This is a genomic window from Winogradskyella endarachnes, assembly GCF_009741275.1.
Classification (GTDB): Bacteria; Bacteroidota; Bacteroidia; order Flavobacteriales; family Flavobacteriaceae; genus Winogradskyella; species Winogradskyella endarachnes.
This window is the reverse complement of the sequence record NZ_WOWS01000004.1, coordinates 1-23,959: the sequence shown is the minus strand read 5'-3', so window position 1 is coordinate 23,959 and position 23,959 is coordinate 1. Positions and strand designations below refer to the sequence as shown.

The 23,959-nt window shown below is 30.4% G+C and carries 25 protein-coding genes and 1 tRNA gene; 5 read left to right on the top strand and 21 right to left on the bottom strand.

Features of this window, described 5'->3' with window-relative positions; all coding sequences use genetic code 11:
* Positions 1–13 precede the first annotated feature (13 nt).
* The 3 genes from GN138_RS10915 to GN138_RS10905 all read left to right on the top strand — a co-directional run bounded on the left by GN138_RS10915 (position 14) and on the right by GN138_RS10905 (position 3,548).
* Positions 14–1,948, top strand: coding sequence for a M1 family aminopeptidase (locus GN138_RS10915; protein WP_157364037.1), 1,935 nt, complete (start codon positions 14–16; stop codon positions 1,946–1,948).
* A 91-nt stretch (positions 1,949–2,039) separates the two neighbouring features.
* Positions 2,040–3,383, top strand: coding sequence for an RIP metalloprotease RseP (gene rseP, locus GN138_RS10910; RefSeq protein WP_157364036.1), 1,344 nt, complete (start codon positions 2,040–2,042; stop codon positions 3,381–3,383).
* Positions 3,384–3,474: 91 nt separating this feature from the next.
* A tRNA-Asn gene (locus GN138_RS10905) sits at positions 3,475–3,548 on the top strand.
* Between the two features lie 127 nt (positions 3,549–3,675).
* Here the strand turns inward: GN138_RS10905 and GN138_RS10900 are convergent.
* Entirely contained in the window at positions 3,676–4,629 is a 954-nt protein-coding gene (locus GN138_RS10900) for an NAD-dependent epimerase/dehydratase family protein (protein ID WP_157364035.1), read from the bottom strand.
* Between the two features lie 174 nt (positions 4,630–4,803).
* Here GN138_RS10900 and GN138_RS10895 point away from each other — a divergent pair, with 174 nt between their 5' ends.
* Positions 4,804–5,331, top strand: a complete 528-nt coding sequence (locus GN138_RS10895) for a hypothetical protein (protein WP_157364034.1) — start codon at positions 4,804–4,806, stop codon at positions 5,329–5,331.
* A 52-nt stretch (positions 5,332–5,383) separates the two neighbouring features.
* Here the strand turns inward: GN138_RS10895 and GN138_RS10890 are convergent, their stop codons facing one another.
* Positions 5,384–6,085 (bottom strand): hypothetical protein, encoded by a 702-nt coding sequence (locus GN138_RS10890; RefSeq protein ID WP_157364033.1) that lies wholly within the window; start codon positions 6,083–6,085, stop codon positions 5,384–5,386.
* Between the two features lie 78 nt (positions 6,086–6,163).
* On the bottom strand, positions 6,164–6,973 hold the full coding sequence (locus GN138_RS10885; RefSeq protein WP_157364032.1) for an NAD(P)H-binding protein: 810 nt from the start codon (positions 6,971–6,973) through the stop codon (positions 6,164–6,166).
* Positions 6,974–7,086: 113 nt separating this feature from the next.
* Here GN138_RS10885 and GN138_RS10880 point away from each other — a divergent pair, with 113 nt between their 5' ends.
* A complete protein-coding gene (locus tag GN138_RS10880; protein WP_157364031.1) occupies positions 7,087–7,566 on the top strand; it encodes a CBS domain-containing protein in 480 nt (159 codons plus the stop codon).
* Between the two features lie 10 nt (positions 7,567–7,576).
* Here GN138_RS10880 and GN138_RS10875 read toward each other — a convergent pair whose 3' ends face one another.
* The 18 genes from GN138_RS10875 to GN138_RS10790 all read right to left on the bottom strand — a co-directional run.
* The gene (locus GN138_RS10875; RefSeq protein WP_157364029.1) at positions 7,577–7,927 is read right to left on the bottom strand and encodes a hypothetical protein; all 351 of its coding nucleotides are present in this window, start codon (positions 7,925–7,927) and stop codon (positions 7,577–7,579) included.
* A gap of 180 nt (positions 7,928–8,107) precedes the next feature.
* Complete coding sequence (locus tag GN138_RS10870) at positions 8,108–8,656, bottom strand: hypothetical protein (protein ID WP_157364027.1); 549 nt, start codon at positions 8,654–8,656, stop codon at positions 8,108–8,110.
* A gap of 18 nt (positions 8,657–8,674) precedes the next feature.
* Positions 8,675–9,175 carry a hypothetical protein gene (locus tag GN138_RS10865; protein WP_157364025.1) on the bottom strand — a complete coding sequence of 167 codons (501 nt, stop codon included), beginning with the start codon at positions 9,173–9,175 and terminating at the stop codon, positions 8,675–8,677.
* Positions 9,176–9,178: 3 nt separating this feature from the next.
* Positions 9,179–10,090: a helix-turn-helix domain-containing protein gene (locus GN138_RS10860; protein WP_157364023.1), complete on the bottom strand. Its 912-nt coding sequence runs from the start codon at positions 10,088–10,090 to the stop codon at positions 9,179–9,181.
* A gap of 66 nt (positions 10,091–10,156) precedes the next feature.
* Complete coding sequence (locus GN138_RS10855; RefSeq protein ID WP_157364021.1) at positions 10,157–11,101, bottom strand: SDR family oxidoreductase; 945 nt, start codon at positions 11,099–11,101, stop codon at positions 10,157–10,159.
* 132 nt (positions 11,102–11,233) lie between these two features.
* Positions 11,234–12,154, bottom strand: coding sequence for a YeiH family protein (locus GN138_RS10850; protein ID WP_317162751.1), 921 nt, complete (start codon positions 12,152–12,154; stop codon positions 11,234–11,236).
* Positions 12,155–12,229: 75 nt separating this feature from the next.
* A complete protein-coding gene (locus GN138_RS10845; RefSeq protein WP_157364019.1) occupies positions 12,230–13,114 on the bottom strand; it encodes a LysR substrate-binding domain-containing protein in 885 nt (294 codons plus the stop codon).
* Between the two features lie 31 nt (positions 13,115–13,145).
* Positions 13,146–13,937, bottom strand: a complete 792-nt coding sequence (locus tag GN138_RS10840; protein WP_157364017.1) for a hypothetical protein — start codon at positions 13,935–13,937, stop codon at positions 13,146–13,148.
* A 565-nt stretch (positions 13,938–14,502) separates the two neighbouring features.
* Positions 14,503–14,688: a hypothetical protein gene (locus GN138_RS10835; RefSeq protein WP_157364015.1), complete on the bottom strand. Its 186-nt coding sequence runs from the start codon at positions 14,686–14,688 to the stop codon at positions 14,503–14,505.
* Positions 14,689–15,060: 372 nt separating this feature from the next.
* Complete coding sequence (locus GN138_RS10830) at positions 15,061–15,969, bottom strand: NAD(P)/FAD-dependent oxidoreductase (RefSeq protein WP_394366134.1); 909 nt, start codon at positions 15,967–15,969, stop codon at positions 15,061–15,063.
* A 234-nt stretch (positions 15,970–16,203) separates the two neighbouring features.
* Positions 16,204–17,130, bottom strand: a complete 927-nt coding sequence (locus GN138_RS10825; protein ID WP_157364010.1) for a helix-turn-helix domain-containing protein — start codon at positions 17,128–17,130, stop codon at positions 16,204–16,206.
* Between the two features lie 11 nt (positions 17,131–17,141).
* Positions 17,142–17,603, bottom strand: a complete 462-nt coding sequence (locus GN138_RS10820; protein ID WP_157364008.1) for a DUF1097 domain-containing protein — start codon at positions 17,601–17,603, stop codon at positions 17,142–17,144.
* An 18-nt stretch (positions 17,604–17,621) separates the two neighbouring features.
* Positions 17,622–18,362, bottom strand: a complete 741-nt coding sequence (locus tag GN138_RS10815; protein WP_157364006.1) for an SDR family oxidoreductase — start codon at positions 18,360–18,362, stop codon at positions 17,622–17,624.
* Between the two features lie 390 nt (positions 18,363–18,752).
* Positions 18,753–19,121, bottom strand: coding sequence for a hypothetical protein (locus GN138_RS10810; protein ID WP_157364004.1), 369 nt, complete (start codon positions 19,119–19,121; stop codon positions 18,753–18,755).
* A gap of 96 nt (positions 19,122–19,217) precedes the next feature.
* Positions 19,218–20,639, bottom strand: a complete 1,422-nt coding sequence (locus tag GN138_RS10805) for an amidohydrolase family protein (RefSeq protein ID WP_157364002.1) — start codon at positions 20,637–20,639, stop codon at positions 19,218–19,220.
* Positions 20,640–21,002: 363 nt separating this feature from the next.
* Complete coding sequence (locus GN138_RS10800; protein WP_157364000.1) at positions 21,003–21,944, bottom strand: aldo/keto reductase; 942 nt, start codon at positions 21,942–21,944, stop codon at positions 21,003–21,005.
* A 201-nt stretch (positions 21,945–22,145) separates the two neighbouring features.
* Positions 22,146–23,411: a TraB/GumN family protein gene (locus GN138_RS10795; RefSeq protein ID WP_157363997.1), complete on the bottom strand. Its 1,266-nt coding sequence runs from the start codon at positions 23,409–23,411 to the stop codon at positions 22,146–22,148.
* 119 nt (positions 23,412–23,530) lie between these two features.
* The coding region (locus GN138_RS10790; RefSeq protein WP_157363996.1) for an IS3 family transposase at positions 23,531–23,959 on the bottom strand (429 nt) is incomplete at its 5' end.

Sequence of the window (23,959 nt, the reverse complement as noted above, 5' to 3'; positions counted from 1 at the left end):
TAAAATGACTGCTATGAAACAACTTTTAGGCTGCTTATTCTTTTTATTAGGATTGCAAATAAATGCGCAAGATTATCATGAAAATTTAAAAGCTATTCGGTCGGCTGAAGCCAATAGAGCTTTGCGAAAAATGGCAAATACAGTAAATAACAATACGGGAAATTACGATGTTAAATATCATCGTTTAGAATTAAATGTTGATCCTGCTATATCACAAATTTCTGGAGCAATTACCACTTACTTTGAGGCTAACGAAGCAATGACCGATATTACGTTTGATTTGGCAGATAACATGACGGTTACACAAGTAATGCAACGTAATAATAGCTTAAGCTTTGTACAAAATTCAGATGATGAATTAGTGATTACATTACCAATTACACAAGCTCAAGGTGTTTTAGATTCTTTAACGGTAACTTATAATGGAAATCCTATTAGTTCTGGTTTTGGATCGTTTGAACAAAGCACACATAATGGAGCTCCAGTAATGTGGACATTATCTGAACCTTATGGCGCAAAAGGTTGGTGGCCTTGTAAACAAGATTTAATAGATAAAATAGATTCTATTGATGTTTTTGTTACAACCCCAGAGTTTAATGATAGCAATGAGAGTTATGTTGTAGCTTCTAATGGTGTAGAAGTAAGTGCGCTTGTAAGTAACTCCAGTAAAACAACTCACTTTAAGCATCGTCATTTAATACCTGCTTATTTAGTAGCTTTTGCAGTTACAAATTATCAGGTATATTCACATACAGTACCTAATAACGGAAACCCTTTTGATATTGTGAATTACGTTTATCCAGAGAGTTTGGTAACAGCGCAAGCAAGTACTCAAATTACAGTAGATATTATGGATATTTTTACCAATCTTTTTGAAGAATATCCCTTTGCAGATGAAAAATATGGCCATGCCCAATTTGGTTGGGGAGGAGGTATGGAGCATACCACAATTTCATTTATGGGCGGATTTAGTAGAGGTCTTATTGCCCACGAATTAGCGCACCAATGGTTTGGTAATAAAGTAACTTGTGGAAGTTGGAAGGACATTTGGCTAAACGAAGGTTTTGCTACTTACTTAGCGGCTTTAGTTATTGAAGATTTAGATGGTGAAGACAGTTTTACAAATTGGAGACAGCAATCGGTAACTTTTATTACCTCTCAAACTGATGGTGCCGTTTATCTTACGGATCAAGATACTACCTCTGTAAACCGAATATTTAATAGTCGTCTCAGTTATAATAAAGGTGCTATGGTTTTACATATGCTAAGACGTAAATTAGGTGACACAGATTTTTACCTTGGCTTGCAAACTTATTTAAACACGCCAGGTTTAGCATTTGATTATGCCAAAACTGAAGATTTTATTGCTGTTATGGAATCAATTACAGGAGAAAATTTAGCAGAATTTTTTAACGATTGGTTATATAACCAAGGTTATCCTAGTTATACTTTAAATTGGGAACAAAATGGAAATCAATTAAACATACTTTTGTCTCAAAGCCAAAGTCATTCGTCTGTATCATTTTTTGAAGCAGGAGTACCTATAAGAATTGTTGGCACCTTAGGAGAAAGTTTAGATGTTGTTTTAGATAATACCGTAAATAATCAGCAATTTTTAGAGACCATAAATTTTACAATACAAGACGTGTATTTAGACCCAGATTACCATTTAATATCAAAAAATAATACTGTATCGTTAAGTAATTTAGAATTGGAGATTAATTCAGAAATTACCATTTATCCAAATCCAACGGCATCTACTATTTATATTTTAAAACCACAGCACGTAGATGTAGATCGTATAAAAATATACAATAGTTTAGGGCAATTATTAATGCAAACCCAGTGGACAACAGAAATTAACTTAAATAGTTTAGGCTCAGGATTATTGTTTGTTCAATTTGAAACAGAGAATAAAATTATTAATAAGAGAATTATAAAAAATTAGAACTAAGTATCATAAAACGAGATCATTTATTTTAATATAATTTTTTGATTTAAATAACTTACTTTTGCAAATCGAATTTTGAAATGACAACATGGAATTTATTATAAAGATATCTCAATTTTTACTCAGTTTATCCTTGCTTATTGTGTTGCATGAACTTGGGCATTTTATACCAGCAAAACTATTTAAAACTAAAGTTGAAAAATTTTACCTCTTTTTTGATGTTAAATTTTCATTGTTTAAGAAGAAAATAGGAGAAACCGTTTATGGGATTGGTTGGTTACCTTTAGGTGGTTACGTGAAAATAGCAGGTATGATTGATGAAAGCATGGATAAAGAAGCCATGGCTAAACCACCACAGCCTTGGGAATTTCGATCTAAACCAGCTTGGCAACGTTTAATTATAATGTTAGGAGGTGTAACGGTAAACTTTATTTTAGCTTATTTTATCTATGTAGCATTATCTTTTACTTACGGAGATACTGATGTTACTACAGATAGCATGAAAGATGGTTATTGGATAGAAAACCAATTATTGTTAGATGTAGGCTTTAAAACAGGCGATAAAATAGTTGCTATAAACGGAGAAAAAGTTAGTACATATTCTGAAGTACGAAAAAATATAGTCAACGGAGAAAACTATTCTATAATAAGAGATGGTGAACAAAAAGAAATTGTACTACCTGAAGATTTCTTGGGTCAATTATCATCTGCAGAACGCGAAAATGGAACTTTTAGATTAAGAATTCCGTTTATGGTTGGTACAGTGCCAGATACGTCTATTAATAAAGGTGTAGACATTAAAACTGGTGATATATTACTATCTGTAAATGATGAGAAGATTAAATATTTTGATCAAGTAGCTGCTAATATAGAAAAATATAAAAATGAATCTGTAAAGGTTACATTTCTAAGAGAAGACAAAAAAATAGAAAGAACTTTAAAGGTTAGTGAAAAAGGGAAATTTGAAGTAGGTCTTGCTACACACAACTCTAGATTTGCAGATTTAGGTTATTTTGATATTATTCATAAAGACTATACCTTTTTAGAAAGTTTTGGTGGAGGCGTAGATAAGTTTAAAGAACAAGTTTCTGATTACTTTGGTCAATTAGGAAAGATATTTACTCCAAGCACAGGTGCTTATAAAGGCGTTGGTGGTTTTAAAGCTATTTTTGATGTATTCCCTGATCAATGGATTTGGCAAGATTTCTGGAGTTTAACAGCATTTTTATCCATTATGTTAGGTATACTTAATTTACTTCCAATACCAGCTTTAGATGGAGGGCATGTAATGTTTTTACTCTATGAAATGATTTCTGGACGTAAGCCAAGTGAGAAATTTTTAGAGCGTGCACAAATGGTTGGATTTTTTATTTTAATTGCATTAGTTCTATTTGCAAATGGTAATGATATTTTTAAGGCCATTTCAAATTAAAATTTTAATAAAATGAAAAAAAATATAATTTCATTTTGTGTAAATAAAAAAAATGATTTAAATTTGCGCTCGCTAACGCGAAAAATAACCTTCCTCTTTAGCTCAGTTGGTTAGAGCATCTGACTGTTAATCAGAGGGTCCTTGGTTCGAGCCCAAGAAGAGGAGCAAACAAAACCGATACGAAAGTGTCGGTTTTTTTGTTTATATATCTAAAAAGTTTAAAGCAAAAGAATAAAAAAATCCTACCAAATAAATGATAGGATTTTTAAAAGGTTTTAAGAATCTGATAATGTTACGCCTTATACTTCTTCTTTAATTGTATTAGCATCTCTTGAGTCATCTTTTTTAAGTCAAAATCGTGAGACCAGTTCCAGTCTTTTCGTGCAGCAGTATCATCTATTGATGAAGGCCAGCTGTCTGCAATCGCCTGTCTAAAATCTGGTTTATAACTTATTTTAAATTCTGGCATTTCTTCTTTTATACTATTTGCAATGTCATTAGGTGTAAAGCTTATTGCAGATAGGTTGTAAGACGATCTTATTTTTATTTGATCTTTAGATGCTGCCATGATGGTTGTAGTAGCTTTAATAGCATCGTCCATAAACATCATTGGTAATTTTGTGTTTTCAGATAAAAAACTCTCGTATTTGCCTTCTTTAATAGCTTGGTGATATATTTCTACAGCATAATCCGTTGTACCTCCTCCTGGCATAGCTTTGTGGCTAATAATACCAGGATAACGTATGCTTCTTACATCTACGCCATATATGTCGTGGTAATATTCACACCAACGCTCACCAACCTGTTTTGTGATTCCATAAACCGTTGTAGGTTCGCAAACAGTGTGCTGTGGCGTATTTTCTCTTGGTGTTGTAGGTCCAAAAACAGCGATACTACTTGGCCAAAATATTTTTTTAATTTGTCTGTCTTTAGCTAAGTTAAGGACATGAAAAAGAGAATTCATGTTTAAATCCCATGCTTCCATTGGGTATTTTTCTCCCGTAGCACTTAACAATGCAGCCATTAGATAAACGGTGTCTATATTGTGGTTAATACAGCAATCTTTAATAGCATTAAAATTTTTAGCATCTAAAATTACAAAAGGACCAGCGTTTACTAAGTCTAAATTCCTGGTATTTATGTCGCTAGCAATAACGTTATTTACTCCGTGAATTTCTCTTAATTTAGTGGTTAATTCTGTACCGATTTGCCCACAGGCACCAATAATTAATATTTTTGAAGACATTTAGTTTGGTTGTTTTATTCGCAAAAATAGGGAGAATATATAGTACATAGTATTAAAAAAATTAGAAAAAAGCCTATTCTGTTGTCAATTATTCAATCTTTAACTAGAATTGATAGATACTAAATTTTAAAATATATAGTTTAAGTATCTTTACCATTTAAATAGAATTCTATTATGAAGTTTATAGCTATCCTTTTGTTATTATCTAGTGTTTTAATTATAAGTTGTAATGATGATAAAACAACAATTTCTGAAATTGAAGTTTCTGAAAAAACTAATGAGGATAAAAAAATAACGGCATCAACAATTGAAGGTATTGCTTATAAGGATTATGCATTGAGTCCTGAGGCACACCAAGAGATAATTCCGTGGACGCAATACCACGAATTATCAACACAAATTGACTTTTTAAAAAAGGGTGATTTTTCATTTTTTAACGAAGAAAATGCTGATTTATTAAAATTTATAAAAGATTTCAAATCAAATTTACCTGAGACATTAAAAACAAACCCAATTATATCGCGTAACGCTATTATTGAAACTTCGTTATTAAAATTGAATGAATATTTAACTTTAGATAATATTGATAGGAAAGATAAATTATTAGGAATTAAAGAAGTGTTTGTTGCTTTTTCTAATCTTAATTATCAGATTAATAAAAAATTAGAGCGCGATATGTATAACGATATTCAGCCAGAATAGCATAAAAAAAGCAGCTCACCGAGCTGCTTTTTTTATTTAAATTATAATGGTATTAATTTTTTGCTGCGGCTTTTTGTGCTTTTTGAGCCTCTAATGCTTCTCTGCTTATTTTTGCCATGTTAAAATTAGGGTCAATGGCTAAAGCTTCGTTAAATAACTGAATTGCAGGGTCAATATTTGTGCTTTTGTTCTCATTAAATTTTAGTAAGCCTTTCATAAAAATTAAAGCCGCTTTCATAGATGTTTCGTAAGGTTGTTGTGTTTCGTAAAACGCACGTTTCATATCGTCTGTTACGTTAGCTAAACCATAATCTATATTTAGTTTTGCACCAACCAAATCGTTGATTTGAATTTTCATATCAGCCATTTCGTAAGCTAAATAAACATTAGGGTTTCTAATAAATAGAATTTCAAAATGCTCTAAAGCCATTTTTGGTTGATTAAGATTTTTTAAAGCTAATGCTTTTACTTCAACATTAATATCTGAGTCAGAATCAGATTTCTCAACGCCTATGGTGTTTAAAGCTTGCATATATTGTCCTTCAGAAAGGTAGATATAAGCTAAGGTATCTCTACGTGCAACGGAAGGTTCTAAAACCTCAAGATGTGTCATTGCATTAATTATGCCTTGTACATCACCTTGCTTTTTCATTTGTTTATAGTACGCTTCGTAGTGCTTTTTTAATTCAGTATTTGTTTGTGCAACCATACTTACTGAGAATAGCATAAGCAATGCAATAGTAATCGTCTTCATTTGTTTTGAAATTAGTTTAATATTATCGGCTAAAACTATAAAAATTAATAATAAAATATCCTATAAATATGATAATTTCTACGGTTCTACTGCAAAGTGATAGTTCAATAGTTGTACCAAAGTGGTTACTTCTATAATTTTACCTTTACTTTTTATGGAATAATCATACTGTGGAATCGGTAAATTTTTACGTTTACAATCTTCAGTGTAGTAAATTGCTTTATCTATATGTTTAGGATAGGCAGCATTTAAAATGATGTTCCAGTGGTTATTTTCTATTATATTTTGAATAATGCCAATGCAATCTTTTTTATGAATTAAGTTGATAGGAGCCTTTGGGTTTGTTACATTTTTTTTGCCAGATAACATGCTAGATGGGTGGCGTGTTTCATCTACCAAACCACCAAATCTTAAAATAGTAGTATTAAATTTAGTATTGTTTTTTAATAATTCTTCTATTGCTATAAGCTGCTTTGCGCTATTAGAGGTGCTATTTGGCCTGGTTTTACTTGTTATTGTTGGGAAGTCTTCTTTGTTTTCAAATACAGAAGTTGAGCTTATATAAAGTACATTTTTTATAGCATGAGATTCAATAGCTTCTATAAGGTGTTTTATTTCTAGTACATGATTCTTGCTTGGGTTTCTTCTTAAGCCAGGCGGAATATTGATAATTACCGTATCGCTTCCTGTTAAAAATTGAGAATAATCACCAGAAATTCCAGATTCTTGCAATTTTACTATAAAAGGTTGAATAGCATGTGCTTTTAAAATGTCTATTTTATGTTTTGAAGTGGTAGAACCTTTAATTTTAAAGTTTGCTTTAGCTAAAGTTTTACCTAAATCTAAGCCTAACCAGCCGCAGCCAATAATACTAATTTTTGATTTCAAAATTGTGAGTTAAAATTAATTTCAAAAATACAACTTATATGTTGGTCTAGATTATAATTTGGTTAACCAATTAATTTTCAGTAACTTTAAGATTCACACTAAATAATAGAGCTATGCCAATAAAAAGTTTTCAAGGTGCTCGCAAGCAACAAAGTGTTGCTGGAGTTACTGCCCTTAAAGTTAGAGATTATATGACTACCAATCTTATAACGTTTAGACCCGATCAATCTGTACAAGAAGTAGTAGAAGCTTTAATTAAGAACAAAATTTCTGGTGGGCCAGTTGTAAATGCTAACCGTGAATTAGTGGGAATTATTTCTGAAGGCGATTGCCTAAAGCAGTTAAGTGAAAGTAGATATTATAATATGCCATTAGAACATGATAATGTTGAGAAGCGTATGGTAAGAAATGTAGAAACTATTGATGCTAATTTAGATGTCTTTGATGCTGCAAAAAAGTTTCTTCAGTCAAAGATAAGACGTTTTCCTATAGTAGAAAATGGAAAATTGATAGGCCAAATTAGCCAAAAAGATATTCTTAAAGCTGCCTTATCTCTTAAAGGTGAAAACTGGAATAGTACAACGAAAGGCTAATCTTTTAAAATTAATCATCTCTTTTTACAAGGGCATAATATTCCCCTTCTAAGGGTAAATAGCCTTGATCATAAACAAAATAGTAAGTTGTGCCTGCTTTTGTGGTATATATACTTGTAAAATAATTAAAATCGAAGCCTTTTTCAATAAGTTTTGCCCTAGAGCATTTCATTTTTTTATTAGGATTTAACGCTTCTAGAATACGGTAGTTTTTGCGTAAACGATTATTAGTGTTTCTTACAAGATTTTTAGAATCTTTATTAAGTCTATTATTTTGTGCGTTTCTGCAACCGTCACTACAATATTTTTTGTCTATTCTACCAATAATGACATCCCCACATTCTGGACATTTTTTACGCATATTTTATTTTTTTGTAATTACAATATACTAATTATAATTTTTATAATCTATTGGTTAGTAGTGGGTAATCTCTAAAAAATAAACATGTATTAAGTTAATTATCTATATAGGTGAGATTTTTTTATCTCATATTTTAGAACAAGTTTATAGTTATTATAATAATAATTTGTATTCTAACTATTAATTAATATTAGGTTCGGTGATAACGTCATAGTTTCTATTAAAATTATCTAACATTAGTTGATGAAAATGTAATGATGGAAATAGCGATTGTTCTTTATTATTAAAGCCTAAATAAAATTCGGTGGTTAAAGTATAAGTATCATTATTTTGAATTCCTTTTATTGTAGGCTCAAAAGCTTCTGTTTGTGCCAACCTGGCAAGACCACTCTCTTTTAAACAATTTAATACCGTTTTTTCTAATACGTTGTTTTTGCATTTAATTTGCCAGATGTTTGCTTTAGAATATAATAATCTTGAAAAATGACTTCTAGTGGTTAATGTAAAATTATTTATAGCGTTTACTGTTTTTATACTAGATTTTATTTTGGCTAAATTATGATTACCAAATTCATATCTTATGGTAATACCACTTTCTTGGTGCGGTATAGTAATTGTGTAGTAGCTTATTTCTATACCAAAGCCACTTTCTACATCAACTCTATACGTTTCATTTTGCCATTTACAGTTGTAAGTTTCTGCAAGATTTTGAAACTGTTGCTCTATCATTTGTTACAGATACAAAACTTAAATTTTTACAGTTTCTAATTGATTTTTATAATTGTTTATTCTCGCATGCGCTGTACCATCAATGAGTAGAATAACAATTAACATAGCAATTGTAGTAATAAGGCTTGCGCGCCATTTAGGATTATCTAAAAAAATAATGCCAATAGCACATGTTGCTATAATTATAGGTATGGCTTTAAAAACTATAGTTTGATATTCTTTTAACGTACTATCTGCACGTTCTATTTCAGATTTAACAAAAGCTGTTTTATCTGCATGGTAAGCTTTTTCAAACGCTTTTACTCTAGATTTATTTGTAAAAAATAAACCAAGACCTATTGTAACCAGTAAAGCGCCAGCTATTAATGTGGGTATAATGTAAGCTCTCGCTATATCTGTTTTACCTAATTGCCAAAAGGCAAAACTTGCTACCATAAATCCTAACCCAAAGAGCGCAAAAAATGGTGTTGAAAATAGTTCATCTTTCGCCCAATCTGTTGCTGCTTTTAAAATATCCATAGTTTAATTTATTTTATATAATTCTCTATATTCTGAAGGGCTAATTCCTTCTTTCTTTTTAAACAATCTCGAAAAATATTGAGGGTACTCAAACCCTAATTCATACGCTACTTCAGCTATACTAATATTTGGTTTTAATAAAATATTTTTAGCCTCATTAATTAAAAATAACTGTAAGTGCTCTGTTGTGGTTTTACCGGTTTCACTTTTTAATGTATCACTAAGATAACGTTTAGAAACCGAAAGCTTATTTGCAATATCTTCTATACTAGGAATACCGATTTCGTGCAATTGTCCTGATTCAAAATACAAAGATAATTGGGTGTTGAAAATCGATAATAGGTCATTAGAAAGTTCTTTTCGGTTTATAAACTGTCTTTCGTAAAAGCGATTAGCGTATTTTAAAAGTGTACTTAATTGTGAAATGATAATCTCTTTACTAAACTCATCTTGGTTATTGTGATATTCAATTTCAATATTTTGAACAATAGATTCTATTATTTTTTCTTCTCTAGGAGAAAGATGTAATGCTTCATTTACTGTGTATGAGAAAAATCCAAATTTTTTAATTTGATGTGCTAATTCTGTTCCTTTAATAAAATCTTCATGAAAATTAATAGAAAAACCCTGCTGCTCAAAACGAATACTACTATCCCATTGTAACACTTGTCTTGGTGCCATAAAAATTAGTGCACCATTGGTAAAATCGTATTTTGTTCTGCCGTAGTTGAGGTTTCCTTCTATTATTTTTTTTAAACTAATAGAATAGCAATCAGTTGTAATAGGTGGCGAACTTTCTTTAGGACAAGGCAGAAACTTGTCTCCTGTTGCAGACAAAACACTTAACATAGGATGTTCTGGTTTAGGCAACTCCATATATTCAAAATAGGCAGATAGTGTTTTGAAATGTTTCATTAAGTTATTTGGTTTACTCTCTAAATGTTTTGAATTTAATTTGTCTTTTAAGTTAAAAATTAATGTTTATATAGCCCAAACAATACCTGTTTCTTTTTCAGAAACTGCCCATAATTTTTCCATAATAGCTTTATCTTTTGCATGTGGTTCTATTTTATGAGCACCTACAGGGCCTGTCCAGTTACTTCTTCCTGTTGGTCCGTAAAATTGGGTTTGGTCTAAATTTGGTTCTGTAGCACACATAAGTTGTGGGTAAGCTCCTTTTTCTGCAGATTGTGTTAATGGTTTCATTAGATAAAAAATAATTTTCATCATTAAACTTCCATTAGAGTTAATGAGGTTGGTCCTTGATGCTCCAGGATGACAAGCGTATGCTTTAACATCTGTTTTGCCTGCTTCTTTTAATTTGTCTTGTAACTCGTACATAGACATAATTTGTGCTAACTTACTTTGGCTGTAAGCATTATTTGGTGTGTAGTCTTTTTCCCAATTTAAGTCATCAAATTTTATGGTTTTAATTCCCATGTTGTATCCCATACTTCCAACAGAAACTATACGTCCTTTAGACTTTTCAATTAACGGAAATAATAAGCCTTGTAGTGTATAATGCCCAAAATAGTTTACACCCATTTGGTTTTCCCAACCATCAATGGTTAGGCCATGTTTTGGTGTTTGTGCAATAGCAGCATTACAAATTAATGCATCAATTTGATTAACGGTTTTAAGAATTTCTTCAGCCGCTTTTTTTACAGAAGCTTGCACAGCTAAGTCCATTTTAATATTTGTAACATCTATATGGTTACCAAGTTCTTCTTTTAAAGTTGCTATAGTATCTGCAGCTTTCTTTGGGTTACGATTAAGCATAACCACTTTTGCGTCTTTAGATAATAGTATTTTTGCAGCTTCAAAACCAGTTCCACTCGTGGTACCTGTTATAACAAATGTTTTGCCTTTAAGCGTTTTGATACGCTCTGGTGTCCATCCTTTTTTGCCAAATTGATTAGTACTCATCTTTAAAATGTTATTTTAGTTAATAAATCTAATACTGCAAAGGTAAGGGCAAATCTGAGGTATAGATTTATACTAAATTTCGAATGTTGTATATTTTTTGGTTTAGTTATAGTGCCGAATTGCGAAGTATTATTAATTCATAATATACATTAACGAAAATATTGAAATGAAAACCCATAACGTTACGGCTAATAAAATAGGTTTTATTCCTGTGGTTTTTAATTCTTTTACAGAGATTGTAGAACCTATAAGAAATAGCGTTATAATTAGTAATCGTTTAGATATTGAAACTATAAAATGTGTAGTTGGTTTTGGTAAAATTTGGTAACTATTAATTACAATGGCAGCGATAAATAAAAGAATGAAGAGTGGAAATTTTATTTTTTGACCTTTGGTTTTAAAGAAAAACATTGAAAAGATTGATAACGGAATTATCCATAATGTTCTAGATAATTTTACGGTTGTTGCTATCTGCAATGCTTCTTCGCCATAACCTAATGCAGCACCAACAACAGAACTGGTATCGTGTATGGCGACTGCACACCACAAGCCAAATTGAGTTTGTGTTAGGTTAAAAAAATGGCCAACCACAGGAAAAACAAACAAGGCTATAGCGTTTAATAAAAATACAATAGCTAAAGCAATACTGATATTTTTGGTGTTGGCTTTAATTATAGGAGAAATTGCTGCTATTGCGCTTCCGCCACATATTGCAGTGCCAGATGTAATGAGATGGCCAACTTTTAAATCTATTTTAAATAGTCTTGTTAGCAGTAAACCGAGTAAAACCGTTAAAATAATTGAATAAATAGTTAGGCTAAAACCAGCTTTACTTGTCTCAATAGTTTGTTTAATAAACATACCAAAACCCAATCCTACCACAGATATTTTAAGCAAGTAATTAATGGCTTTATAACTGTAAGATTGAAAAGCGTTTTTGAAAATTAGAGTATAAGCAAAACCAAGTAGTAATGCTACAGGACTGTTTATGTAGCCTAAAAAAGCTAAGGTAATTATTAAGACGTATATTAGTTTTGATAAAACCACTCTTATATCACTATTGAGATTGGATACAAAAGTAGACTTTACATATAACTTTTAAGTAAGCTGAATAGTTATAAGGTATAACTAAAAGTTATAGTTTTGACGTATAAATGTTTTGAAGTATTCAAAAGTACGAGACAAGTAACCTGTACGGTTTACAAAATAGAACCATCTATCTATAGTAAAATCTTTAATGTCTATTATTTTTAGTTTATTGGTTATTAAATCATCAGAGATAGAATGGATGGAAAGAAAGGCGTAATGGTCAGAATTGTATAAATAATTTTTAATAGCTTCAGTACTATTAAAAAATACAACAGCGTTTAACTTTTTAATTTGATGATTTAATAAATAAGAATCAATAATAACTTTAGTACCAGAGCCTTTTTCTCGTTCAACTATCGGAATTTTTTTAAGTGTTTCTACATCAATAATTCCCTTAGAATAGCTGTTGTTATTTACATTAGTTACTAATACAATTTCATCTTTTATAAATTTCTCAAACTGAAGTTTTGGATTTGCAGTGCTTCCTTCTGTAATACCAAAATCTATGTCTTCGTTTAAAATAAGGTTTTCTATATTTTCAGAATTATTGCTAATAATATTGAATTTAGTTTGTGGAAATTGAAGCCTAAATTTTGCAATTATTTTGGGAATAATATAATTAGACAATGTAGTACTTACGCCAACATCTATAACCTCTGGAAATTCTTCATTTTTATGAAGAAATTTCTCTTCCATTTCAGCATAGATAGCTAATATTTTATTGGTGTAGATTAAAAATGATTTTCCTTCTGTAGTAAGTTCTATAGAATTTCTTTTTCTAATAAATAAGGTGGTCTTATACTCTTGCTCTAAATTTTTAATAGCTTTAGAAATCGCTGGTTGTGATATAAATAACTGTTCTGCAGCTTTTGTAAAACTTAGATGCTTAGCAACAATTTTAAATATATGTAGCTTGGTTTTCATTAACTTTTAGTGGCAAGTTTGTAGATTTACTTTAATTAGTTTTATGCATTAATTCTATTTGAAATTTTGTGGCTTTAAAAGCCATTTCTAATGCTTTTAGATTTGGTTTAGAAGCATTGTTTATAAAAAGTTGATTAAGATATTCTGTTTGTTGTGAAATATGATTTACTTCTCTTTTAAAAATATAATATTTTAATAGCATTAAATTTGCTGTAATTTTTTCTTCTAAATTTAAATCTGTTTTAGATAGAACTTCATCTATTGTGCTTTTTATTTTGTAATCGTTTTCATATACCTCATCAAAAAGATAGGCGTTTGCCAAGTCTGATTTTGATAGCTTACTATAATCATTTTTATTAGACATGTCTTTTCTATAAGTCATTTTATCCTTATTGAGAAAATACCATCTTGTATAGGAGTCGTTTTCTATTTTTATATTTTTTTCAAATTTTTGTTCTTTACTATTCCAGTTTGTAAAAGCAATTAAAAGTTCTGTACCGTCTTCTTTTTTTAAGATGGCGAACCTAATTAAATAATCCCTTTTGCCAGGTGTATCAATTTCAATATCTAAATTATGTTCTATTGAGACATACTTTTTTAGAGCACTAATTATAGCATAAACATCCTCTGGTGTTGCTTCTGGGAATAGGTTTTCTCTTAGAAATAAGTCTATATACAAATGGTGAGTTAAGTAAAAATCATCCGCTTTTATATAGTTGAACTCGTCTAATTTATCTGATTTAATTTTTATGTTTTCAGATTGTGAAAAGCCAAAATTGGTTATTAAAAAGAGCGTAAAGAAGATAAGTGTTTTTTTTAGCATTTGGGTTGTTTTTAGACTGTAAAATTGTTGTGTAGTTAAACGTCTAAATTAGCAAATAAAAAGGAATAGAATTGTGTTAATTATGTTAAAACGTAAGTCTGTTTCACGCTTTTATTTGAAGTACGTGTTTATAAAATTTGTAATAGCTATTTTATAGATTTTTCCTGCTTTTATGCTTAAATAGAAATGCCCTCCATTTTTAATAGGTAAGAATTTTTTGCTCTTAGATTTTAAGTTTTCAAAGAGAGAATTACCGTATTCAAATTTTATATTTTCAACCTTTTGGCCATGAGCAATTAGAATTGGTTGTTCAATTTGCTTAACCGCGTTAATTGGCGAAACTAAATTAGGATTAAATTCTGTATGTTTACCAGCGTCATTTTAAATGCGGCCAAATGTATTTTTGTGTCTATTAATTATGGAGGTGAAGCATCTAAATTAGAAACATTTATTAGCAAGCTGTAAGAAACCACTAATTATAAAGAGTCTTAGAGATATAAATTTTATTTTTTGAGGTTTACTTCTGTTATAAATATTTTTCAGGTTCAATTTTAGATACCTTTAATTAAACTGAGAATAACGCTAATCCAATTTTCTTAAAATGAGCTTCAATACTTTCTATTGTTTCAGTTTTAATATCAAAATAATAGTGCTCGTATTCATATCTTATGTTTTCTGCACCAAAATTTAAAATCATCTGACGATGTATTTTCTTTAATTTTTTTGATGTTTTAAATTTATATCTTTTCATTCTATTGTTATTTCTTTTTTAAGCGCACTCTCTGGATATTTATGCCAATTTGTTTACGTGGTTTTGGGACTAAGTTAGTAAACATTTACGAACCCGCGAATATTCTGTAAGAATATTCTCCACAAAAAAGAAAACAGCAATTAACTATACGTGGTTTTAGGTGTAGGTTTTTATTTCAATGCGTATTAAATGAGTCCTTGTTGTCTAAATATGACATTAGCAAAGGTGCTTAAAAAGAATGCAATTTTTATTTTTAAGTTCATTATTTTCTTCAGCTCACACACATCTAATTTAGCTATGAGAAGTTATGTGGATTTTTGTAAGAAGGCGAGAACAAGCAATTACTTACAACTATCATTGTGTGCTGCTTTTTTAAAATTCTTCAATAGTCATTTCATTGTTTGCTATACTTGCAACAATGTTTCCTGTCGCAACGGCATATGAAACCGCTCTTAACGGACTTGCATTATCTCCACAAGCAAAAATTCCATCTACAGTTGTTTTTTGAAACATATCTACTTTTAGCAATCCTTGTTCTGTGAGTTCACAACCTAATGTTTGGGGTATTTTACAATGTTGCTCAAATGCTGGACGAGAATAAATTGCTTTGAGGTCAAAAGTTGAATTGTCATTGAAAACGATTTGTTCCACATAACCATTGTCGTGTTTGATTTCAGTAATTTCTTTCTCAATTATTGGAATATTATGGTTACTGATTTTATCTTTTTGTTCTTGTGTCAAGGTTGATTCACCATTTGTGAAAATGGTCAAATCTTTTGTCCAATTTGTAATGAGCTGAGCAAAATGAAAAGCAAAATTTCCATTAGCTAAAATTCCTGTTTTCTCGTTTTTCACTTCATAACCGTGGCAATATGGACAGTGAAGAATTGAAATTCCCCAACTCTCAGAAAAGCCTTTAATTTTCGGCATTATATCTTTCAGCCCTGTGGCAAACACAAGTTTTTTAGTCGTAAATTCTTTATTTGTTTGCGTAACTATTGTAAAACCTTGTTCAGTTTTCTTTCCACTAACTGCAAGTCCATCATAAAACTTTACTGTATTATATTTTAAAACTTGACTTTTTGCCTTTTTCGCTATGGCACTTGGTGTTTCTCCATCTTGTGTAATGAAATTGTGCGAATACGGTGTCTGGTGATTACAAGGTTTGCCACTATCAATAATTAAAACAGCCCTCATAGCTCTTCCTAAAGCCATTGCAGCTGAAAGTCCGGCATAACTACCACCTATTATAATTACGTCATAATGTTTTTTATCGGTCATATTATTGAATTTTGTGATTGCTGTTACAGGAAATGGAATAGCCAAAGTAGTAACAGCTAAACTACTTTGTTTTATCATTTTTCGCCTGTTCATTTTTAGCATATTAAATCAAAGATAATTATCCTTTCTTTTATTGCAACTAAGTTGCAATAATAAATTAGGCAATGTAGTACTCAATACTACCCCAAAAAGTCGGAGGCTACAATCAACTAAAGATGTTAGCGGTAGTATTTTTCAGTTGAATGTTTTCCTGAATTCCATAGGAGACATTTCTGTTTTGTTTTTAAATAATTTATTAAATGAGGTAGGGTATTCAAAACCTAGATTATAGGCTATTTCATTTATGGATAGGGTAGTTGTGGAGAGTTGTTCTTTAGCTTTTTCAATAAGTGCATTATGTATGTGCTGTTGCGTACTCATACCTGTTATAGATTTTAATACACTGCTTAAATAGGTAGGGGAAAGATTTAGCTCTCCAGAAATTTTTTCAACCGTGGGTAAACGTTGTTCTATTAAATCATTTTGATTAAAGTAATTGAGTAGTAATTTTTCTAATTTATCTAAAATATGATGATTAGATTTATTACGAGTAATAAACTGTCTTTCGTAAAATCGTTCCGCGTAGTTTAATAGCAATTCTAATTGAGAAACTATAATTTTTTGACTGAACTTATCAATATTGGACTGATATTCCTTCTCAATATTTTTTAATATAGAAACGATACTGTTTTCTTCTTCTTCTGACAAGAATAAAGATTCATTAATGTTATACCCAAAATAGTCATATTTTTTAATGGATTTGGCAAGTGTAGTATTCCATAAAAAATCAGGATGAATCAAGAGTAACCATCCAGAAGGTTTCAACGCTTTGTCTAAAAAAATATTAGGATTCCTTTCCATACCCATCACTTGATTAGGCGCTAAAAATGTCATTAAACCTTCGTTGAAATCATATTCTTGTTGACCATAGAATAATTTATAAGGCACATTTCGCTTTAAACCAATGGTGTAATATTCTTGAATTAGCTTTAAACCTTTTAAATGTTCAGGAAATTCAACAAGACTAAAATCTATAAGACTTATTAATGGATGTTTTGGAGCAGAAAGGTTTGCAAAACTGTGATAGTCTGAAATTTTTGATATTCGTTTTATGTTCTCCATAGTAGTTGAATTTATTTTTTTACAACTAACCTTGTCATTGTATCATTTAAATAAGCAAATACAAACCCTAAACTAATTGCTATAAATATAATAATCATTGGTTTAATTTCTATTTTAGGATGAACTCCAAAAAATATAATTAAGCCTATAAACCAAGCAGGTATATTTTCTAACCTTTTTATTTTTGACAAATAACTCAAGGATGTAATTAATATAAATACGGCTATTGGAAAACCAAAGTTTCCTAAATAGATACTCAAGCTACTACCAAATAATTTTATGGTAATTCCCATAAGTATTCCACAGGTTAACGGTAGTAAGGTCTGTAATGCTGATTTTACAGATTTCCCAAACAAGTAATAACTTACCCAAGTTAAAAATAGCACCCAACTTGGTAGATGAAATGAAAAAGAAATTAGTGTGGCTAATGCACCAAAGAAGCCCATTAATATAGCTGTTAAAAATTGTTTCATTATAAAATAGTTTAAACGTTATGCCATACCTCCGTTGGCTCCAATATTTTGTCCATTAATCCATTTGGCTTCATCTGTTACCAAAAAGGCAACTATTTTTGCAATATCTGATGGCGTACCTAATCTTTTAAAGGCATTACTGCTGGCTAATTTTGTAATAATTTCTTCCGATTTTCCTTTTAAGAACAAATCAGTAGCTGTAGGACCAGGCAAAACACAGTTTACATTAATACCTCTATGACCTATTTCCTTGGCAAATACGCTACTAAGTTGTTGTACTGCCGATTTTGTTGCAGAATATATACCATAAGTTGGAAAAGCAGTACGTGTTACTGTTGAAGAAATATTGATGATACTCCCATTATCTGCTAATTGCGTAGAAGCTTCTTTTAATGTATTAAAAATACCTTTTAAATTAACATTTATCTGTTTTTCAAAATTTTCAATGGTAGCATCTTTTAGTAGAGAATTAATCATTATTCCAGCATTATTAACTAAAATATCAACTTTACCAAAATGTGATATAGTTTCTTTAAATAATTTTTTTACATCATCCAGATTACTAACATCTGCCTGAATGCATATTGCTTTTGAACCATTTTGAATAATCTCCTTAACAACATTCTCAGCATTCTCTTTATTATTGGCATAGTTTACAACTACGGTTGCTCCATTGTAGGCTAAATACTTAGCTATTTCAGCTCCAATTCCTTTAGAAGCTCCAGTAACAATGGCAACTTTTTCATTCAATACACTCATTTTCTTCGTTTTTAAAATTTATACTACAAAGTTGCGTGATATTAAATTTTAAAACCTTTCCAAATCTGTGTTTTAGCTGTTCGTTATGCTATATTATTGCCAACGGTCTCGGCTAAGATTAGTTGCGTGGTTTAACGCGTAATTTAGCAAATAAAAACGGAATAGAAAATCCGCGAGGATTTTTGTAAGTAGACTAGAACCAGGCAATTAATTTTATACATTGTTGTACAACGTTTTCTATTCATTAATTAAATTTTCGGCTTTTCTGATAATTCCAATATATTTATTCATTTCGTACGAGATGTTTTTTTCTTCAGTTGGCTCTCCCGAAACTTTTAATTCCCTTTGTTTTTTATTCCAATTAGTAATATATGAAACAGCTCTAAAATTTTATTCGATGTCTATGCTGTAACCTTTTATTTTTGCAATAGAGTCAGTAAGATAGTAATTCATGCTTTCAGATTCGATAATTTTAATAGGCTTATTTCCGACTAAATATATTTCCGATTTTATTTCTCCGTAATCGACACTTACTTCTTTAATAATCTTAAATATCTTTTTTTCCTTATGCCAAATTTTTAAGACTGCATATTCAGAATTGGTAGAATCCGATTTATTTGTCAAGTCAAACTCAAGCTCAATTAATTCAGTATTTGAATCAATTAATTTCGTATGATTATCAATTTCAGAATAGTCACTTTCTTGTCCAAAAGTTAGAATTCCAATAAGGGTCAATATGATTGTAAAGGTTTTTTTCAAAATGTTGTACAACGTGTGCGTGTATTAATTAGTTGCGTGGTTTAAGCGACTAAGTTAGCAATGAATTATACAAGTTGTTAGGCACAGTTTTTTTTATTAATTTTTTAAAGTATTCAATAGTTCTTTCCAGTCATATTTTTCTTTATTGGCATTATTCCATTTCTCAACATCTGAAAGCATTAAGTCTATTTTACTTCTGTCAATCCATTTACCATTTACGAATACACCTGAGATTTTTCGTGTATTGTTAATGTCGTCTAAAGGGTTACCTTCTAATAAAATTAAATCTGCAAATTTTCCTGTTTCTATTGTTCCTATTTTATCATCTATTTCAAGCCATTCTGCTCCTAATCTAGTTGCAGAAGACAGTGCTTCTTCATTTGTTAAGCCAGCCTCAACCAATAGCTTCAGTTCATCGTGAAGTGAAAATCCCCAAACAACACCTGATATTCCTGCATCTGTTCCAGAAACCATGGGCACACCTGCTTCTTTAAAAGCTTTTACAATTAGTTTATGAAAATCAGCTTGTTTTTGAAAATAAGGAATAAATTTTTTCCTGCCAAAATATCCGTTCGATGTTATCCATTTATTTTGCATAAGTGGATGTACATATTTAAGGTTTGGTAAATTTTCTACATTTTTTATTGATTTAGCTTGACTGATAATTGCCACCATATTTGTTAAATTGGGAATTAGCCAAGTCCCGTTTTCTTTAGCCAAATGAGCAAATTCTTGTGCTTTTTTATAGCTATAATCGTCTGTTTGTTTCGATAATTCTTCGGCGTGTGCGATTAAACCAAAATGGGGAATAAAAATATCTTTGGCTGGTTTACCTTCGAAAGCGACAGGTATATGCCCTACCACTTTCATATTTTGTTTTTCGGCTTCATCTATAACTGCTTTAAAGGTTTCTTCATTTAGCCAAGTGTACACCTTGATAAATTCATAGCCTTCCTCTTTAGCAAAACGTACGGCATTTCTTCCATCTGATGGTGTCTTAGCTATTGGATTCGATTTTTTTCCTCCAATTACTTTTGCCAATGCCATTCGAGGGCCAATTACATCACCTCTTATAATTTCATTACGTTGTCCAAAATGTTCTGTTCTTGCTGCTAAATCAAAAACAGTTGTAACACCGTTAGCTATGTAAGGTGTCATATTGTACTGCGTATTATAGCTTACTATTGGTCCTTTAGTTGGATAAATTACAAAAGGGCTTCCATCTGCAAGCGTATGCACGTGCATATCAATTAACCCTGGAATTAACCATTTGTTCATTCCGTCAATAATTACAGAATTTTCAGGGATTGATTTATTAATAGAGTGGATTTTGTTTTCTTTTATTACTACTGTTGCATTTTCAATGACTTTATTTTCTTTGGTCATAGGAATTATATTCACATTCTTTATGACATAAGTAACATTATTTTGTCTATTTGATTTTAAAGTTGAATTGTTTTGTGCGTTTAAATTGAAGCTGACAACTGTAAATAGAATTAGAAGTTTTAAGAATTTCATTTTGATTTTTTTGATTGACCATTCTTTATTAAGACATAAAGCTTAATCTTTTGTTACAGTTTGTTTTCAAAATTCTGACTGACGTGGAATTATGTTTTAAAAATCAGTGCTTTATGAATATTCTGGTTTCCCACCTTTTTACAAATCTATAAATTTAGATTTGTTGCGTTAAGTTATTGAATAGAGCCATTTTTTATTCAAATGCTTTACAACGTGTTTGTGTATGGTTAGTTGCGTGGTTTAAGCAACTAACTTAACAAAAATGGAACGAACCAAAGGAAAATCCGCAGGATTTTCCGAGTAGGCTAGAACCAAGCAATTATTTTTACACTTTGTTAGGCAACGTTTATTTTAATTTTTTTATTACCAAGGTAGTTTTCGTTTCTTAATTTCAGTTTGATATAACTTTTCAAGTTCTTCTATAGTCCTACGAGAAATATGAATATCTGTACTTCGAAGATTACTTGTTAGCTGATTGATAGTTACATTACCAGGAATAACGGTGGAAACAGCATCATAAGCCAAACAGAAAGCTATTGCTTTTTGAGCTAGATTTTCTTCTGTTCCAAAAATAGACTTAACTTTATCTACTAGTTTAGCTCTGGTTTCTACATCTTCTTTAGACCATCTACTTCTAATGTCATCAAAATTACTTTCCGCATTATATTTGCCAGTTAACCAACCGGAATCAAGTGGTATTTTTACAATAATACCAACTTCTTCATTTTGTGCTTGTTCAAATCCGCGCAAAGTATCCTGATGTAAGATATTAAAAAATACCTCTATTATTTTTGAGTTTGTCGTATCCATTAACAACTTCATGTCATCATAGGTATCCAAAGAAGCACCATATGCCTTTATTTTCCCTTCTTCAATTAATTTATCAAGTATTTCGTAATGGTCATTTTTATTTCCATCAAAATATTTAGAAGGTGGGTTATGAATAATTAGTGAGTCAACATAGTCTACTTGAAGTCTTTTTAAACTTCCTTCTAAAGATTCCCTTATGTAATTAGCACTGAAGTTTAAAGTACCTGTATGTGTGTGACCAAATTTTGTATTAATTACAATTTTATTTCGGTCAGAAACTTTAAGCGCCTCGCCTAATCTTTCCTCACCAGTTCCATGTCCATAATTTGGGGCAGTATCAAAAAAGTTGATTCCAAAATCTAAGGATTTATGAACAAGTCTAATGGCTTCAGTTTTTGTCATGCTTTTCCAACCAGAGTTTTGTCCTAATTGCCATGCTCCAAGCCCTATTTCAGAAATTTTAATTGAGTCTTTTATATATTTTTTATATTTCATTAAGTAGAAATTTCTTTTTGTTAAATTTTATCAATTTATTATCAATCAATTTTTTTAATGTTGCCTAACGGTATCGGCTATGAGTAGTTGCGTGGGTTAGCACTTAACTTTGCAAGTACACACCAAACTGAAAATCCGCGAGGATTTTCAGAAGTAGGCGAGAACAAGCAATTACTTATAGCCATTGTTAGGCAACGTTTTTTACATATCCATTTCCTCAATTGGAATGCTCGCTTTTGAATTAGAAATCAAAACGGCATAGTCTAAATATTCGGTTGTGGACTTTCCTTTTACTAATTCTCCATTAGATTTTTCATCAGTCATTACAATTTCCATTAAATCGGGTATTCCATCAGAGTAAGGATTGTTTTTCTGATTTAACCGAAATAGTGTCATATCAGATATTTTTGTCTTTTTTAATTTGTCAATTCCAAGAAAATACTCTTTTTCATAGTCGCCTATCCCATAACCGCCTTCTGTATTATAATCTTTATATTTTCCATTATCATCTAAAATTCTACCCCATAGAACTCTACTTTCTGTTAAGTAACCTATAACTGAGATTAATTCCTCTCTTTTTATAATTTTATTTTCAATCAACTGAACAAAGAAAGAGGGGTTTTTACCTTCTCTTTGTTTTTCAAGATGGAAAAATCCAAATCTGGCAAACTGCGGTTTTTCATTGAAAGCATATTGAACACTCAATGCGACATAATTTTCATACATCAGTCTTTCTCTCTTTGTAGCATTATCAAAGTCAACAAAAGTTTCTTTTAAATTTTTGATGATATGATTGAAAGAAAATTTGTCAGTAATGGTTTTTTCAAATTCAGCTTTATTACTATCATAGTCTTTGACAAAATCTTCCAAAACTTTTTTTGAGTATGTGGCAGAATAAGGAAAAAAATTGATGGTGTCATTTTTAATCATTTCAGTTATTTTAATTACTGATTTTCGGTTATACTGTTTCTTGCCTATCAGTTCCAATAGATGTTTAGCAGTATATTTATAACTTACTAAAAGGTCAATACCTAAAACGGTAAGTTTATTTCCCTCGGGTAATTTATCATTTATAGTTTTTAATTCTTTCCACTTTTCGTAAGTTGAAATACTTTTATCCTGTGGAACTCGACTTCCATAATGTTCTACCAGTTGTTTCAGCATTATAGTATCTCCAGATTTAAGATATTTGTTAAAGTAGTATGCAATGCTAAAATCGGTTTCTGGAAGATAATATTTAATATTTCCATTCTTTACCAAAGATTTTATTAAAGCGATTTCTGTTTTTTCTGTTTTTTGGCTACCGTGATAAGCACCAAACCCTATAAGTTGGAATTTTTTTTGTGGAAATTCAAATTTTGAAGAATTTAAGTCAAATCTGTTTTTTCTCAAATACTCAACTTTATTGTTTTGGGCAAAAGTGTTTAGACTTAAAATAACAAGCAGTAAAATAAAATTAGTTTTCATTGAATTGGTTTATTGTTTATAAGAAAGACTAAAACGTTTTTTAGTTGTTGCATTTTTAAGTGAAGTTTTTTTTTTTCAAATGTCTAGTCCTGAAATATGGCTACAGGTTAAAAATGATTTTACGCTGTTAATTTGTATACCATATTTGGAGTTTTATAGTCTAAAGATACGTGTAATCTAATTTGGTTGTATAAATTAATTGCATTTTTTGTAGCTTTTTTAGCGTGTTTTAGGCTATCAAAGGTTTGGTCTAGATAAAATTCGTCTTTTAATATGCCATTTACACGTTCAGCTACAGCATTTTCGTAGCAATGATTTTCTTGTGTCATACTAATTTTGATATTTTTTCTTTTAAGTATTTGCGTGTATTGATTGCTACAATACTGTATACCTCTGTCAGAATGATGTATTAGTCCATTACTGTTTTTAGCTTGATATAAGGCTTTGTTTAAAGCTCTTACACAACCAGATAATTCAAGACTATTACTGATGTCGTACCCCACAATTTTACGAGAATATAAGTCAGTTATAATAGCCAGATAGCAAAA

Coding starts and splice junctions, on each gene's coding strand:
- GN138_RS10915 (WP_157364037.1), top strand. CDS start 14: ATGAAACAACTTTTAGGCTGCTTATTCTTTTTATTAGGATTGCAAATA.
- rseP (WP_157364036.1), top strand. CDS start 2,040: ATGGAATTTATTATAAAGATATCTCAATTTTTACTCAGTTTATCCTTG.
- GN138_RS10900 (WP_157364035.1), bottom strand. CDS start 4,629: ATGTCTTCAAAAATATTAATTATTGGTGCCTGTGGGCAAATCGGTACA.
- GN138_RS10895 (WP_157364034.1), top strand. CDS start 4,804: ATGAAGTTTATAGCTATCCTTTTGTTATTATCTAGTGTTTTAATTATA.
- GN138_RS10890 (WP_157364033.1), bottom strand. CDS start 6,085: ATGAAGACGATTACTATTGCATTGCTTATGCTATTCTCAGTAAGTATG.
- GN138_RS10880 (WP_157364031.1), top strand. CDS start 7,087: ATGCCAATAAAAAGTTTTCAAGGTGCTCGCAAGCAACAAAGTGTTGCT.
- GN138_RS10875 (WP_157364029.1), bottom strand. CDS start 7,927: ATGCGTAAAAAATGTCCAGAATGTGGGGATGTCATTATTGGTAGAATA.
- GN138_RS10870 (WP_157364027.1), bottom strand. CDS start 8,656: ATGATAGAGCAACAGTTTCAAAATCTTGCAGAAACTTACAACTGTAAA.
- GN138_RS10865 (WP_157364025.1), bottom strand. CDS start 9,175: ATGGATATTTTAAAAGCAGCAACAGATTGGGCGAAAGATGAACTATTT.
- GN138_RS10860 (WP_157364023.1), bottom strand. CDS start 10,090: ATGAAACATTTCAAAACACTATCTGCCTATTTTGAATATATGGAGTTG.
- GN138_RS10855 (WP_157364021.1), bottom strand. CDS start 11,101: ATGAGTACTAATCAATTTGGCAAAAAAGGATGGACACCAGAGCGTATC.
- GN138_RS10845 (WP_157364019.1), bottom strand. CDS start 13,114: ATGAAAACCAAGCTACATATATTTAAAATTGTTGCTAAGCATCTAAGT.
- GN138_RS10840 (WP_157364017.1), bottom strand. CDS start 13,937: ATGCTAAAAAAAACACTTATCTTCTTTACGCTCTTTTTAATAACCAAT.
- GN138_RS10835 (WP_157364015.1), bottom strand. CDS start 14,688: ATGAAAAGATATAAATTTAAAACATCAAAAAAATTAAAGAAAATACAT.
- GN138_RS10830 (WP_394366134.1), bottom strand. CDS start 15,969: ATGACCGATAAAAAACATTATGACGTAATTATAATAGGTGGTAGTTAT.
- GN138_RS10825 (WP_157364010.1), bottom strand. CDS start 17,130: ATGGAGAACATAAAACGAATATCAAAAATTTCAGACTATCACAGTTTT.
- GN138_RS10820 (WP_157364008.1), bottom strand. CDS start 17,603: ATGAAACAATTTTTAACAGCTATATTAATGGGCTTCTTTGGTGCATTA.
- GN138_RS10815 (WP_157364006.1), bottom strand. CDS start 18,362: ATGAGTGTATTGAATGAAAAAGTTGCCATTGTTACTGGAGCTTCTAAA.
- GN138_RS10805 (WP_157364002.1), bottom strand. CDS start 20,639: ATGAAATTCTTAAAACTTCTAATTCTATTTACAGTTGTCAGCTTCAAT.
- GN138_RS10800 (WP_157364000.1), bottom strand. CDS start 21,944: ATGAAATATAAAAAATATATAAAAGACTCAATTAAAATTTCTGAAATA.
- GN138_RS10795 (WP_157363997.1), bottom strand. CDS start 23,411: ATGAAAACTAATTTTATTTTACTGCTTGTTATTTTAAGTCTAAACACT.